Genomic DNA, 14,256 nt, shown 5'->3' with positions numbered 1-14,256 from the left:
GATTCACCCACTCCCCCGCTCCGCCCCTAGGAGGCCGCGACCGTGACACAGCCCCGGCACAGGCGGACCCGCTACGAATTCCTGCTGCGGGGCGAGCTGTCCGAACGCGCGCTTGCCGCGTTCCCGGAACTGGCGCGCTCGCACGGCACCGGGGACTACACCCGGCTCTATGGCCCGATCGAGGACGACGGGGCGCTGCGCGCGATGCTCGCGCGCTTCGACACGCTCGGCCTGACGGTCGTCGAGATGCGGCAGCTCCCCGACTGATATCGCCACCGGAAATGCGGAACGGACCCCCGCGGTCGCGGAGGTCCGTTCGTCGGTGTCTGGCGGTCAGCCGACCTGCGAGTGGTTGGTCGACCCGGTGAAGCTGAGATCGGTGAGGTTCCCGAGGTCGATCAGCGGTCCGCCGCCCAGATCGAGCGAACCGCCGGCGCTGCCGCCCCCGGTGGTGATCGCACCGGCCAGGTCGGCGCCGGTCGCGCCAGCGAAGTTCGCGCCGAGGATCTTGGCCTCGTGGAACTTGGCGCCGGTCAGCTTGGCGTTCACCAGCGTCGCGTCGGTGAGATCCGCGCTGACCAGGGTGGCCTGCTCGAGATTCGCGCCCTCCAGGTTCGCGCCGGAGGCGTGGGCGAGGTAGAGGTTCGCCTGGGACAGGTTCGCGTTCTCGAGCTTCGCGCCCTCGAGATTCGCGCCGAGCAGGTTCGCGCCGGACAGGTTCGCGTAGGACAGGTCGACGCCCTCGAGGTCGGCACCCTGCAGGGTCGCGCCGGGGCAATTGGTGAACTTGGCCGCCGTCGGGGTCGACACGATCGTGCACCCGCCGACGATGGTGTCCGCGGAGGCCACCGGCGCCGCCACGGCCAGTCCGGCCGCGATCAGACCCGCTCCCGCGGCCACCGCGCCGAGGCGGGCAGCGATCCGGTGTCGTCCTCTGTTCAGTACCGCCATGACGCTCTCGCTTCCAAGAGAAATCCCTGACAGGGGGCCGAATCCGCCCTGACCGGGACACACTAACGAAACGGTCACGGCCGCGTGGAGGATTCGTAAAACAAGCGTCCAGCAACGGCGCGAGCTGCCGCCGGGGCGGGTCGACACGCTGCCGGTCACCCGGCGCACCGAACCGGCGTGCGGGTAGACTGCCGTTCATGCAGCGGGCGCTCCTCCTTAACTGCCGCGACGGGGTCTGATCCAGACCGGCTCCCGTCGCGGGGTTCAGTCGCGCCGGTCGATTCACCTTTTGGACTACCCGTCCCCTCATTTCGGAGATTCGTCAATGTCACCCGCCGACGCCTTTACTTCCGGTTCGCGCACCATCACGCCGCCGTCCAAGCCCGCGCCCGCCGATCAGCCCGCGTGGAACACCCAGAAGAACTCCTCGATGCCGACCTACCGGTACCGGCCGTTCGCGGAGGAGGTCGAGGAGGTCACCCTCGCCGACCGCACCTGGCCCGACCGGGTCATCGACCGGGCGCCGCAGTGGTGCGCCGTCGACCTGCGGGACGGCAACCAGGCGCTGATCGACCCGATGAGCCCGGCCCGCAAGCGCCGCATGTTCGACCTGCTGGTCCGGATGGGCTACAAGGAGATCGAGGTCGGCTTCCCGTCCGCGAGCCAGACCGACTTCGACTTCGTCCGCGAGATCATCGAGGACAACGCCATCCCCGACGACGTCACCATCCAGGTGCTGACCCAGTCGCGGCCGGAACTGATCACCCGCACCTTCGAGGCCTGCCAGGGCGCGAAGAACGTGATCGTGCACTTCTACAACTCCACCTCGATCCTGCAGCGCCGGGTCGTGTTCCGCGCCGACAAGGACGCGATCAAGAAGATCGCCACCGACGCGGCCGCGCTGGTGCTCGAGGAGGCCAAGAAGTACCCCGACACCCACTGGCGCTGGGAGTACTCCCCCGAGTCCTACACCGGAACCGAACTGTCGTACGCCAAGGAGGTGTGTGACGCGGTCACCGAGGTGCTCGGCGCGACCCCGCAGAATCCGGTGATCCTGAACCTGCCCGCCACCGTCGAGATGGCGACCCCGAACGTGTACGCCGACTCGATCGAGTGGATGCACCGCAACCTGGCGCGCCGCGACTCGGTGATCCTGTCGCTGCATCCGCACAACGACCGCGGCACCGGGGTCGCGGCGGCCGAGCTGGGCTACCAGGCTGGCGCGGACCGGATCGAGGGCTGCCTGTTCGGCAACGGTGAACGCACCGGCAACGTCTGCCTGGTGACGCTGGGCCTGAACATGTTCACCCGCGGCGTCGACCCGCAGATCGACTTCTCCAACATCGACGAGATCCGCCGCACCGTCGAGTACTGCAACCAGCTGCCCGTCGCCGAGCGGCACCCGTACGGCGGCGACCTGGTGTACACCGCGTTCTCCGGCAGCCACCAGGACGCGATCAACAAGGGTCTCGACGACATGAAGTTCTCGGCGGACGCGCAGGACGCCGACGTCGACGACATTGTCTGGGCGGTGCCGTACCTGCCGATCGACCCGAAGGACGTCGGCCGCACCTATGAGGCCGTGATCCGGGTGAACTCGCAGTCCGGCAAGGGCGGCGTCGCCTACATCATGAAGGCCGACCACGGCCTGGTACTGCCGCGGCGGCTGCAGATCGAGTTCTCCCAGTCCGTGCAGCGCATCACCGACGGTGAGGGCGGTGAGGTGTCCCCGAAGGAGATGTGGGACGTCTTCAACGAGGAGTACCTGGCCCCGATCAACCCGCTGGAGCGGATGCGGCAGAAGGTGACGGCGTCCGAGGTGGACGGCGGCGTCGACGCCATCTCCGTTGTGGTGAAGGTGGACGGCAAGGAGCAGGAGATCGCCGGCTCCGGCAACGGCCCGCTGGCCGCCTTCGTGGACGCGCTCGGCACCATCGGCTTCGACGTGCGGGTGCTCGACTACAGCGAGCACGCGATGTCCGCGGGCGACGACGCGCAGGCCGCCGCCTACGTCGAGGCCGCGGTGACGCTGCCCGACGGGTCGACGAAGGTCGTGTGGGGTGTCGGCATCGCCACCTCGATCACCACCGCATCGCTGCGCGCGCTCGTCTCCGCCGTCAACCGCGCCCACTGAGGCTCCCCACCCCAACGGGTGAAGGGCACTGGCGACCGGCCGGGCCGGTGACCAGTGCCCTTCACCCGTTTTCGGTGGTGTCAGCCGAGCAGCTTCGCCTTCGCCGCGGCGAACTCGTCGTCGGTGAGCACGCCCGAAGCGTGCAGCTTGCCGAGCTGCTCGAGCTTGGCGATGATGTCGTCCTCCGCCGGCGCCGCGGCCGGGGCCGGGGGCTGCTGGTAGGCCTGCTCGGCCGCGGCCTGCTGGGCGTACTGCTGCTGCTGGTAGGCCTGCTCCTGCTGTTGCTGCTGCGCGTACGCCTGCTGCTCGGAGTACTTGCGCTGCGCCCGGCGATCCATCGCGTTGGTGGTGGCCCGCGCGGTGCCCGCGACCACCGCCGTCCGCGCGACGGTGCCGAGCAGTCCGGGACGTCCGACACGTCCAGCCCTGAACACCATGATCTCTCCCTCTCCTAGAGTGCTGCCTCAACCGCGGCGACGATGACGTCGCGCGGGATCTGCACGTGCAATGCGACCTCGCCGCCCGCCGCCCGCGCGCTCGACGCGATCTGCCGCGCCCACGACTCCTCGTAGACGATGATCGCGGCGGAGCTGCCCGGATCCAGCGAGTCCCGCACGATATCGAGGTCCTCGTCGCTGATCAGGGCCTTCGCCTCGATCGACAGGACCTGGAGCCCCACGTCGCCGAGGTCCTCGTCGACGTCGACCTGCGTCACCTTGCCCGCCTCGTCCTTGTGCAGGTAGACGAGGTCGAGCAGTGTCACGTACCCCCGTTCGACGACGTCCTGGAGCGCGGCGATGGTCGCGGCGTCCACCTGGGATCCGGGAAATGCCAACACGACCAGTTCCACCGGACCGATGTTCAGCGTCTCGTCCATGCGCTCAGCCTCCAGGGGTGACCGGCGACACGCCTCACCCTCCGCGGATGAATACCGATCTCACCTGCCACGGGTGAGGCAGGATTCCCCCCGATCACGGATTCTCGTAGCAACACTCGAAACACTCATGTGAATGGAGGAGTCCGATGAACTCTGCCGTCGACTCGTTCTGGGATTTTCTGTGGCTGATCCTCATCACGTTCGCCTTCGTGGCGTACCTGATGCTGCTGTTCTCGATCATCGGGGACCTGTTCCGCGACCACAAGCTGTCCGGCTGGTGGAAGGCGGTGTGGGTGTTCTTCCTGATCTTCCTGCCATTCATCACCGCCCTGATCTACCTGATCGCCCGCGGTGACGGGATGACGAAGCGGTCGCTTGCCGCGGCGCAGCAGATGAAGTCCGAGCAGGACGCCTACATCCGGGACGTGGCTGGCAAGTCACCCGCCGAGCAGATCGCGGACGCCAAGGCGCTGCACGACGCGGGCACCATCACCGACGCGGAGTTCGCGACGCTGAAGGCGAAGGCCCTCGGCTGATCGTCGTCCGTCGACACCACCGCGCCGGTCCGGGCTCCCCCCGGGCCGGCGCGGTCGTCTGTCCACCCCTTGCTAACACATCGGCGGCCACGGGCGACACAAAACAAGACCGAAGAGTACGACCCGTCTAGGAGAGGATTCCTCATGTCCCTGCGTCGCGTCACCGGCATCGCCGCCGCCACTCTCGCCGCCGCCGGCCTCGCCGTCGCCGGAGCCGGAACGGCATCCGCGGAAACCGAGGTGCCGATGACCCGCTGCCTCGGCCTCAGCCCGTACATCGTCGACCAGCCGTACGCACCGGCCCGCCTGTTCCTCACCCAGAGCCTCCCCAACGAGGGGCCGGGGAAGGGCACCCTGCGGCTGCACGACGTCGCGAGCCTGTGGTTCTTCGCGGGCGGGTACCAGTCCGACGTCCGACTGGACTGGCGCAACGTCGACAACGGGAAGACCGGAACCCTCACCGACACCGCGACCGTCGGCACCCCGGGCGGCGATTCCGCGAAATTCTTCCTCGACGCCGGCCCCGGAAAGTACGACCTGACGATGAGCGCCTACAACAAGCACGCGCTGTGGGGCATGCCCACCACGTCCTGCACCGGGTCCGTCACCCTGAACTGACGCCAGGTTCCCACTCGGCCCGGTCGGCCCCGGCCCGCGAACTGTGGCACCTGCCACCGCGGCACCGGCACGACTCCGGGCCTTCCGGGCCGATGTGGAACACTGCGCGCGTGGCAAGTAGCACTCGATTCTCCGCGCGCGGGCGGTTGGCCCTGCGCGCCGCGGCGCTGGCGTCCTGGGCGTCGCAGAAGGCAGGCCGGGGCAAGGGCTCGATGATCGGCGGGCTGATCGCCCTCAAGATCGACCCGACGCTGATGACGCAGCTCGGTCGCGGCAAGCGGACGGTGCTGGTCACCGGCACCAACGGCAAATCGACCACCACCCGGATGACGGCGGCGGCGCTCGCGACCGTCGGCACCGTCGCCACCCAGGCGGACGGCGCGAACATGGACGCGGGCATCGTCGCCGCGCTGAGCGTCGGCCAGGGCGCGGAGCTGGCCGCGATCGAGGTGGACGAGCTGCACACCCCGCACGTCGCGGACGCGCTTGATCCGCAGGCGATCGTGCTGCTCAACCTGAGCCGCGACCAGCTGGACCGGGTCGGCGAGATCAACATGATCGAGCGCAGGCTGCGAGCCGGGCTGGCCGCCCACCCGGACGCGGTGGTGGTCGCGAACTGTGACGACGTGCTGGTCACCTCCGCCGCCTACGACAACCCGAACGTGGTGTGGGTGGCTGCGGGCAGCGGCTGGGCAGGCGACTCGGTCAGCTGCCCCCGCAGCGGTGAGCCGATCGTGTGGGACGCGGACGGGACCTGGCGCAGCACCGGCACCGACTTCGCCCGCCCGACCCCGCGGTGGTGGCTGGACGACGAGAACCTCTACGGGCCGGACGGTCTCGTGATCCCGATGACGCTGACCCTCCCCGGCCGGGCGAACCGCGGCAATGCGGCGCAGGCGGTCGCCGCGGCCGTCGCCCTCGGCGCCGACCCGGTTGCCGCGGTCGCGGCGGCCGCGGGCGTCCGGGAGATCGCGGGCCGGTACGCGGCCGTGCAGGTGGGACCGCACTCGTTGCGGATGCTGCTCGCGAAGAACCCCGCAGGCTGGCAGGAGGCGCTGTCGATGATCGACCACTCCGTCGACGGCCTCGTCATCGCGGTCAACGGCCAGGTGCCGGACGGGGAGGACCTGTCCTGGCTGTGGGACGTCCGGTTCGAGCACTTCGAGGGCGTCAAGGTCGTTGCGTCCGGTGAACGGGCCACCGACCTCGCGGTCCGACTCACCTACGCCGGGGTCGAGCACACCTTGGAGCCGGATCCGCTGCGCGCCATCGCATCCTGCCCCGAGGGTCGGGTCGAGGTGCTGGCCAACTACACCGCCTTCCGGGACCTGAACACGGCGATCGCGAGGAGGACCGAGCATGTCTGAGTCGACCGTGCGGATCGGGTTGGTGCTCCCCGACGTGATGGGCACCTACGGGGACGGCGGCAACGCGCTGATCCTGCGGCAGCGCCTGCGCATGCGCGGCATCGACGCGGAGATCGTCGACATCACCCTGTCGGACCCCGTTCCGGAGTCCCTCGACGTGTATACCCTTGGCGGCGCCGAAGATTCGGCCCAACGGCTCGCGACACGCCACCTCACCCGGTATCCCGGGCTGCAGCGGGCGGCGGAGCGGGGGGCGCCGGTGCTGGCGATCTGCGCGGCGATCCAGGTGCTCGGGCACTGGTACGAGACGTCCGCGGGCGAACGCGTCGACGGGGTGTCGATGCTCGACGTGACCACCTCCCCGCAGCAGACCCGCGCGATCGGCGAGGTGATCACCCGCCCGCTGATCGACGGTCTGAGCGAACCGCTCTCCGGGTTCGAGAACCACCGCGGCGGCACCGTGCTCGGCGCTGCCGCCGCCCCGCTCGGCAAGGTCACCCACGGCGTCGGCAACGGTGTCGGCGACGGGCACGAGGGTGTGGTGCAGGGGTCGGTGATCAGCACCTACATGCACGGTCCCGTGCTGGCGCGGAACCCGGAGCTGGCGGATCTGCTGCTGGCCAGGGCGCTGGGCGTCGACGCGCTCGCGCCGCTGGATCTGCCGGAGGTCGCCCGACTGCGCCGGGAGCGGCTCGCGGCCGGTCGCTGACCGGGCCGACCGCCGGGGGTCGGACGAAGAACCCCGAACAGGGGTTCGGCCGAGAACGTAGCGATTGTTCGCGTTCCCGGCCGGATCTCTGCTTTTCAAGGTTCTTCGAGCCGTTACCGATTCGGTTTTCCTTGATCCGCAAGATTCACGGTACGCCCGGGTCTGCACCGTTGGCAATAGTCCTGACCTGCCATTTCCTGGCCGGACGGCACGCAACGACGGCAGGGTCCGGGGCCGCCCCCCCTGCGGTGGCAGACCCCGGACCCGTCACGTCACTCGCGTGGCGGCTGCACGATCTGAAACTGCGCGCCGAGCGGGTCCGCCACCGACGCGACCCGCCCAAACGGGCTGTCCTCGGCGGGCGCCGTCACCGTCCCGCCGAGCTCAACGACCCGCGCCAGCGCCGCGTCGGTGTCGTCGACGGCGAGGTAGTACCGCCAGAACGAGGGCACCCCCTCGGGCAGGAAGCCGGACGCGTCCATCACGCCTGCGATCTCGTCGCCTGCGACGGTTGCCTGCGAGTACCGGAACTCGTCGGTGTCCCCGATCGAGGTCATCGTCCACCCGAACACCGACTCGTAGAACGGCAGCGCGGCCCGGTAGTCGCGGGACATCGTCTCGAACCAGGCGGGGGTGCCCGGCTCTCCCCAGCGGCCGTACCCGCGGTGCCGATCCGGCTGCCACACCCCGATCACCGCACCTGCCGGGTCGGCGAGGACCGCCATCGTGCCCTGGTCGCCCACCTGCATGGCGGGCATCATCACCTGGGCACCCGCGGCGGCGGCCCGGTCCACGGTGGCCGCGGCGTCGGTGGCCTCCAGATAGACGGTCCACACGTCGCCGTACGGATCGTCCGGCCCCTGCTTCATCATCCCGGCGACCGGCTCACCGTCCTTGCTGAAGATGGCGTACCCGCCGTACTGCGGGTCCTCGTTGGTGTCGCAGGACCACCCGAACAGTCCGCTGTAGAACGGAACGGCGCTGGCGGGATCGGAGGTGAACAGATCGACCCAACAGGGGGAACCGACCTGGGACTGACGTTGAGGCACGTGAGACTCCTATCGCAAGTGTTGCCAAGGACTGGTGCGTGCCCCAAGCTACGTGTCCGCACCGACATGCGGCCCCGGGACGAATCGGCAGTCGGCGGCGGCCTGGGTCAGGCCGCGATTCCGTAGGGGCGCGCGGTCCGCGCATCCCGCAGGGCGGTCCCCCACCAGACGAGCTGGTCGAGCATGTTCGTCGCGGCCGACGTGCACACGGTGGGGTCGATGGGCCTGCCGTCGTCGAACACGGATCCGGCACCGTGGAAGCTCACGCTGTCGCGGACGGTGACGGCATGCAGTTCCGCGAACACCAGGCGAAGCTGTTCGACCGCGCGCAACCCGCCGCCCAGCCCGCCGTACGACACGAATCCCACCGGCTTGGCGCTCCATTCGTCCCGGAACAGGTCGATCGCGTTCTTCAGCGCCGCCGGGAAGCTGTGGTTGTACTCGGGGGTGACGATGACGAAGGCGTCCGCCGCATCGAGTCGGACGCCGAGCCGGGCGTGCGCGGGCGTCCGCTCAGCACCCCAATCCGGATGCACCACAGGAAGTTCGGACTCGGCAAGGTCCACGATGTCGAGGTCGACCGACCCTAACGAGGCGGCGTGCTCGGCGAACCAGGCGGTCACGGTCGGGCCGAAGCGCCCGTCCCTGGTGCTGCCGGTGATGACGGCGATGCGGAGGCGGCGAGTGGTCATGAGCGGTTCTCCTTGATTGAGTCGGACAGGGTCGAGACGACAGTTGCGGGGCGGAGCAGTGCCGCGACGGTGGCCGCGGCGGCCGTGCAGAGCAGGGCGATGACGAGCAGCGCGCTCCGCCACGCCTGGGTGAGGGCGTCGGAAAGGAAGTCGATGTCCGGGCCGTCGAGTTCACCCGACAGCACCCGACTGGCGAGCGGCCCATCCCCGATCCGGGTGCGCAGCATCGTGGCCATCGCCGCACCGAACAGTGCGAGCAGGACGGCATTCGACGCGCCGCGCACGGTGTTGAGCAGTCCGGCGGCCATCCCCACCCGATCGGGCGGGACGAGGGCCATCGCCTGGGCGTCGATGATGCCGATCGCGAGGCCGTTGCCCGCACCGATGGCGACGAGGGGGCCAACAAGTTCGGCGGTGGAGATGCCGGGATGGAGCACGAGCAGCCAGGCGTTTCCCAACGCCAGCGCGACCAGAGCCGCGGTGATGAGCAGTCGCGGCGAGACTCCCCGGTTGACCAGCCGGGCACCGAGCGCGGGGACCGCCATCACCGGGACGGTCAGCATCAGCATGACGGCACCCGCGCGCCCCGGTGCGAGACCGTTCACGCCCTGGAGATAGGTCGGCAGGGAGACGAGGACGGTGGTCGATCCGAGGGCAAGGAGGCCGGAGGCCAAGCACCATGCAACAAACCGCCTGTCCCGCAACAGATCCAGGTCGAGCAGCGGACTCTGGGCTCGCCGCTCGATCGCCACGAACGCAACGAGAAGCGCCGCCCCCAGTCCGAGTTGGCCCAGCACCCGGGGGCTGGCTCCCGCCGCCTCGGACACTTGCGTGACCGCAAGCAGGATCAGACCGAGCCCCCCGACGAGCGTGACGAGTCCGGCGTGGTCCATGCCCGTTGGTGAGTCGGAACGGGACTCCGCGACGACCGCCGCCCCGGCGAGGATCAGCGACCCGAGCACCGCGAAGACGAGGAAGGTTGCCCGCCACCCCACCCCGCCGACCAGCAGGCCCGCGACCGTCGGGCCGATCGCCAGACCCACGCCCGCCGTCGACCCGACGGCGGCGAAGGCTCGAGTCCGCGCCGGACCGTCGAAGGTCGCGGCGAGCAACGCTCCTCCCGCGACCATGATCCCGGCCGCCCCGATGCCGGAGGCCGTCCTCGCCAGGTTGAGAATCCAGATGTTCGGTGCTGCCGCAACGGCGGCCGTGCCGATGACGTAGATCGCGGCACCGACCCGCAGGACTCGGCGGCGCCCGAACCGGTCTGCGAGGGATCCGGCGACCAGCATGGAGCAGGCGGCGGACAGGAAGTAGCCGGTGACGACCCACTGCACCGCACCGCCGGAGGCGTTCAGGTCCGCGGCAATCGACGGCAGCGCGACGGCCGTCCCGGACATCAGCATCGGCCCGATCAGGGAGCCGAGGAGGACGGCGGCAAGGGTGACGCGATGGGCGTCGGGGTGCACCGCGGTGTCGCGGCCGCGCCGGGTGGCTGTTGTGGTCATGACGCCAAAGTACAACGTCCGTTGCATAATTGCAACGGTCGTTGTACTTGCGCTAGGATCATGCCCATGACCAGCGCCAACACCTCGACCACCGCGAGCCGGACCCGACGCTCCGACAAGCGCACCGCGATCCTCCACGCGGCGAGGAAGGTGTTCGGCCGGGACGGCTTCGCCCGCGCCGGAATCGACGTCATCGCCGCGGAGGCGGGGGCGTCCACCCGCACGCTGTACAACCACTTCGACGGCAAGGAGGCGCTGTTCACCGAGACCGTGACGGCCAGCGCGTCCGAGGTCGCCGAGGCGCAGATCGCGATGCTGGACAGGCATCTCGCCGCCGAGACCGACCTCGAGGCCGCCCTGGTTGGGCTCGGCTTCGACCTGGTGACCAGCAGCGTGCGCGACGAGTTCGCCGACCACTTCGCGATCGTGCGGCAAATCAGCGTCGAAGCCGCGCACTTCCCCGCCGCGTCGCTACGGGCGTGGCAGGAGGCGGGCCCGCGACGCGTGCATCGCGCCGTTGCGGCAGGCTTCGAACGCCTGCAGGCCGAGGGCAGGCTTCGGGTGGCCCAACCTGAGCGCACGGCCCGCCACTACCTGGCGCTGATCAACGCGGAGGTGGCCGATCGCACCGCGGTCGACGGGACGCCGCCGGCCGACGCGGACCTGCGCGCGGGGGTCGCGGACGGGGTCCATGCCTTCCTTGTCGGGTACCTGCCGCGCGCGTGAACGGCGTCAGCACCCGCTCGGCGCAGGCTCCCCCCGCAGTCGCGCATCGACCCAGTCGAACGCGCCGGGATTCCCGGTGAGTTCGCCGATGACGTGCTCGCCGGGCACCTGCCGGTACACGGTGGGCACCCCGAGCCCGCACTGCTCGGCAAAGAGGCGCTGGGTGCCGAGCGCCGGAATCCAGAACTCCTGGCCACCGTTGTAGATGTACAGCGGCGTCCCGGACGGCTTGTTCGTCATCTTCAGCTCCGCAAAGATGCCTTGCGCGACAGGCGAACTCAGAACCTGCTTGATGTTGGCGAGCGCCTCGATCGGGATCCCGGGGACGCCGAGCAGCGCCAGCGTCATCACGCATCCGTTCCGCAGCCCGGACGTGCCGACCCGCTCGCCGAGGTCGTTCATCAGGGTCAGGATCTCGGTCCGCTCCCGCGCCACCCCGAGCACTGCGGCCATGAACAGTCCGCCCGCGAGGTTTCCGTTCATCGTGCGCCCGAGCATGTCGTAGTCGGCGGGCACGCCGCCGATCGCGGCGCCAGCGATGTCCGCCGCCAACTCGGGTGCGTACGCGTCGAGCAGCTTGACCGCGCCGCTGGTCGCGATCGCCCCTCCGGAGTAGCCCATCATCGCGAGCTTGCTCGTCCCGAACTCCGCGGGATACAGGGTGCGCATCCCGCGGATCGTGTCGAGGATCGCGTGCCCGGCGACGAACGGTTCACCGTAGGCCATCCGCGGACCCTCGTGGTCGGGGATGAGCACCGCGTACCCGCGTTCCTCCGCCTTCGCCGTCACCGGCCGCAGCAGCTCGAACGGATTCGTCGACGGCGTGATCCCATGTGCGAGTGTGTACGACGGCGTGCAGTCGCGGCCAAGACCGTTGATCGGGACGTTGTTGACCAGTACCGGACGCGGGCCGGGACCAGCCCACGGGGTGGCGGGCACCACCAGCGTCGCGGTCGCGAAGGACGGGGCCCCGTGCGCGTCGGTGGTCTTGACCTTGAACTGCCGCACCTCGCGGACCGGACCGCGCAGGAGCTGCGACGCCACCGCGGTGACGTCCCGCGTCTCGATGACCTGCCCGTTGGCCATCCCGGGCAGCCCGGGCGGGTAGTCGTCGAAGAATGGGTCGCCGATCGGCGAGGGCAGCACCGCCTGCCACAGCGCGTCCAGGTCCGGATAGGGCGGGTTCGGTGCCGGGACGACGGCGTCGACCAGCGGCGGCAGAACCGATCCCAGCGGGGACCGGGCCAGCGACCCCGTGCCCATCGACCCGGTGATCAGGGTGGTGCCGTTCAGCGGTTGCCCGTCCGACCCGGTGCCGTCGGTGAGCGACCCCGTGCCGACGGACCCCTCACCGCCTGCGCTGCCACTGGACTGGGCAACGGCGGTGCCGCCACCGACCACGACCGTCACCGCAAGGGTGGTGACCCACAGTCGAACCAAGAAGCCCCCGTGCCGGATGCGCATGGCGGCACGCTAGCACCGCCGGGGTGAGCTGTCGCGGCGGTGGGAACACGCGTACTCGGTGTCGACACTTAGGTTTTCGAACTCACGATCCGGCTCCCGAAGGCCGACAACCGCGCCCACCCGGGGGTGAGACGCGGTTGTCGGTGTCGGTCCGTCGGTTCGACGGAGGTCAGGAAACGGTGACGGGCTCCTTCGGAGCGGCGGGGAGCACGCTCTTGATCACCTCGGGCTCGATCGTTGCGTCCGTCGAACCTTGCTCGGCGGCAGTGGGTTCGATGATCGCCTGCTCCTTCTGCGCGTAGTGGAAGTGCGGGCGGCGGTGACCGAGGAACGAACCGCACCACGACATCACCGCGACGTACCGGTTGCGGAAGCCGACCAGGTAGACCATGTGCACGGCGAGCCACAGCACCCAGGCGACGACCCCGGTGAGCTCGATGCTCTTGACCTTGGTGACGGCCCGGAACCGGTTGATGATCGCCATGCTGCCCTTATCGCGGAACGCGAAGGGGGTGCCGCGCTTGGTCTTCCCGAGGATCGTTCGGGCGACGTGGCGACCGCCCTGCATGGCGACCGGGGACTGCCCGGGCAGATTGTTCAGCGAGGTCATGTCGCCGACCGCGAAGATGTCGGCTCGCCCGCCGACCGTGAGATCCGGGTTGACCAGCAGCCGGCCCGCGCGGTCGGTCTCGCAGCCGGTGGCCTCGGCGAGCACGCGGGCAAAGTCGTTGGCCTGCACGCCCGCCGACCAGATAACGGTCTCTGCGGTCCGCCGGACGCCCTCCTGCTCGCCGTGCGCCTTGAGGGTGGCCCCGTGATCGTCGATGTCGGTGACGAGCGTATTGAGCACCACCTCGACGCCGGACTTCTCGAGCGACGCCTTGGTGTATTCGCTGAGCTTGCCACCGTAGGCGGGCATCGCGACCCCGGCGCCCTCGACGAGGGTGACGGTGACGTCGGCTGCGGTGATTCCGCGGATCGACTGCTCGAAGTAGCGACCCGCCAGCTCCTTGATCTGGCCCGCGAGCTCGACGCCGGTTGCACCGGCACCGATCACGATGAAGCTGAGCAGGTTCTTGCGGCGCTCGAGGTCGCTGGTGGTGTGCGCCTCCTCGAAGCAGCGGACGATCTGGTCGCGCAGCCGCTCCGCGTCGCGCACCGTCTTGAGTGCGTAGGTGACCTTCGAGAACTCATCGCGACCGAAGTACGACTGGCGGGCGCCGGTCGCGGCGACGAGCGAGTCGTAGCCGAGGGTGTGCCGTTCGCCAGCCGCCTCGTAGACGAGCTCCTTGGCCGCGGCGTCGACGCCGACGACCCGGCCGAGCCGGACGTCGGCCGTGGGGTACTTGGCGAGGATGGCCCGCACCGACGGTGCGATCTCGCCCGGGGCGAGGACGCCGGTCGCCACCTGGTACAGCAGGGGCTGGAAGAGGTGCTCGGTGGTCTCGGAGATCAGCACGAAGGGCTTACCCGCCTTGGCCAGCTTCTTCGCCGCCGCAAGGGCACCGAATCCCGACCCAACGATGACGACCTCGGTCCGGTCCTTCACTGCCTCACCCACGAGAAACCTCCTGCTGAATCAACGCTGAATCAGTTCAGATAGCCACGCTAGGTACTTACCCCGG

The 14,256-nt window shown here is 69.6% G+C and carries 15 protein-coding genes; 7 read left to right on the top strand and 8 right to left on the bottom strand.

The window, feature by feature from the left end:
* The first annotated feature begins 42 nt into the window (after nt 1–42).
* Nucleotides 43–267, top strand: a complete 225-nt coding sequence (locus tag ACFWQG_RS11290; RefSeq protein WP_378507693.1) for a hypothetical protein — start codon at nt 43–45, stop codon at nt 265–267.
* Between the two features lie 66 nt (nt 268–333).
* On the opposite strand, the gene ACFWQG_RS11285 is transcribed toward ACFWQG_RS11290, so the two are convergent.
* Entirely contained in the window at nt 334–951 is a 618-nt protein-coding gene (locus ACFWQG_RS11285; RefSeq protein ID WP_378507692.1) for a pentapeptide repeat-containing protein, read from the bottom strand.
* 325 nt (nt 952–1,276) lie between these two features.
* On the opposite strand from ACFWQG_RS11285, the gene leuA reads away from it, so the two are divergent.
* On the top strand, nt 1,277–3,085 hold the full coding sequence (gene leuA, locus ACFWQG_RS11280; RefSeq protein WP_378507691.1) for a 2-isopropylmalate synthase: 1,809 nt from the start codon (nt 1,277–1,279) through the stop codon (nt 3,083–3,085).
* An 80-nt stretch (nt 3,086–3,165) separates the two neighbouring features.
* On the opposite strand, the gene ACFWQG_RS11275 is transcribed toward leuA, so the two are convergent.
* Nucleotides 3,166–3,522 (bottom strand): SHOCT domain-containing protein, encoded by a 357-nt coding sequence (locus ACFWQG_RS11275; protein ID WP_378507690.1) that lies wholly within the window; start codon nt 3,520–3,522, stop codon nt 3,166–3,168.
* A gap of 14 nt (nt 3,523–3,536) precedes the next feature.
* Nucleotides 3,537–3,962 carry a DUF6325 family protein gene (locus ACFWQG_RS11270; RefSeq protein WP_378507689.1) on the bottom strand — a complete coding sequence of 142 codons (426 nt, stop codon included), beginning with the start codon at nt 3,960–3,962 and terminating at the stop codon, nt 3,537–3,539.
* A gap of 146 nt (nt 3,963–4,108) precedes the next feature.
* On the opposite strand from ACFWQG_RS11270, the gene ACFWQG_RS11265 reads away from it, so the two are divergent.
* The 4 genes from ACFWQG_RS11265 (at nt 4,109) to ACFWQG_RS11250 (ending at nt 7,192) form a co-directional block, all read left to right on the top strand.
* Entirely contained in the window at nt 4,109–4,498 is a 390-nt protein-coding gene (locus ACFWQG_RS11265) for an SHOCT domain-containing protein (RefSeq protein WP_378507688.1), read from the top strand.
* A 144-nt stretch (nt 4,499–4,642) separates the two neighbouring features.
* Nucleotides 4,643–5,116 (top strand): hypothetical protein, encoded by a 474-nt coding sequence (locus tag ACFWQG_RS11260; RefSeq protein WP_378507687.1) that lies wholly within the window; start codon nt 4,643–4,645, stop codon nt 5,114–5,116.
* A gap of 110 nt (nt 5,117–5,226) precedes the next feature.
* Nucleotides 5,227–6,483, top strand: a complete 1,257-nt coding sequence (locus ACFWQG_RS11255) for a MurT ligase domain-containing protein (protein ID WP_378507686.1) — start codon at nt 5,227–5,229, stop codon at nt 6,481–6,483.
* Nucleotides 6,476–7,192, top strand: coding sequence for a type 1 glutamine amidotransferase (locus ACFWQG_RS11250; RefSeq protein WP_378507685.1), 717 nt, complete (start codon nt 6,476–6,478; stop codon nt 7,190–7,192). The genes ACFWQG_RS11255 and ACFWQG_RS11250 overlap by 8 nt, the downstream gene beginning before the upstream one ends.
* 272 nt (nt 7,193–7,464) lie before the next feature.
* On the opposite strand, the gene ACFWQG_RS11245 is transcribed toward ACFWQG_RS11250, so the two are convergent.
* The 3 genes from ACFWQG_RS11245 to ACFWQG_RS11235 form a co-directional block, all read right to left on the bottom strand.
* The gene (locus ACFWQG_RS11245; RefSeq protein ID WP_378507684.1) at nt 7,465–8,241 is read right to left on the bottom strand and encodes a VOC family protein; all 777 of its coding nucleotides are present in this window, start codon (nt 8,239–8,241) and stop codon (nt 7,465–7,467) included.
* 107 nt (nt 8,242–8,348) lie between these two features.
* Nucleotides 8,349–8,933 carry an NADPH-dependent FMN reductase gene (locus ACFWQG_RS11240; RefSeq protein ID WP_378507683.1) on the bottom strand — a complete coding sequence of 195 codons (585 nt, stop codon included), beginning with the start codon at nt 8,931–8,933 and terminating at the stop codon, nt 8,349–8,351.
* On the bottom strand, nt 8,930–10,441 hold the full coding sequence (locus ACFWQG_RS11235) for an MFS transporter (RefSeq protein ID WP_378507682.1): 1,512 nt from the start codon (nt 10,439–10,441) through the stop codon (nt 8,930–8,932). Before ACFWQG_RS11235 ends, ACFWQG_RS11240 begins: the two co-directional genes overlap by 4 nt.
* 66 nt (nt 10,442–10,507) lie before the next feature.
* Between ACFWQG_RS11235 and ACFWQG_RS11230 the strand changes: the two genes are divergently transcribed.
* Nucleotides 10,508–11,167 carry a TetR/AcrR family transcriptional regulator gene (locus tag ACFWQG_RS11230; RefSeq protein ID WP_378507681.1) on the top strand — a complete coding sequence of 220 codons (660 nt, stop codon included), beginning with the start codon at nt 10,508–10,510 and terminating at the stop codon, nt 11,165–11,167.
* 6 nt (nt 11,168–11,173) lie between these two features.
* On the opposite strand, the gene ACFWQG_RS11225 is transcribed toward ACFWQG_RS11230, so the two are convergent.
* Complete coding sequence (locus ACFWQG_RS11225) at nt 11,174–12,631, bottom strand: lipase family protein (protein ID WP_378507680.1); 1,458 nt, start codon at nt 12,629–12,631, stop codon at nt 11,174–11,176.
* A 169-nt stretch (nt 12,632–12,800) separates the two neighbouring features.
* On the bottom strand, nt 12,801–14,180 hold the full coding sequence (locus ACFWQG_RS11220; protein ID WP_378507751.1) for an NAD(P)/FAD-dependent oxidoreductase: 1,380 nt from the start codon (nt 14,178–14,180) through the stop codon (nt 12,801–12,803).
* Nucleotides 14,181–14,256: the final 76 nt, after the last annotated feature.

The organism is Rhodococcus sp. NPDC058532, from assembly GCF_042719255.1.
Taxonomy (GTDB): Bacteria; Actinomycetota; Actinomycetes; order Mycobacteriales; family Mycobacteriaceae; genus Rhodococcus_G.
The sequence above is the reverse complement of the archived record's forward strand: the minus strand, read 5'-3'. Positions and strand labels throughout refer to the sequence as shown.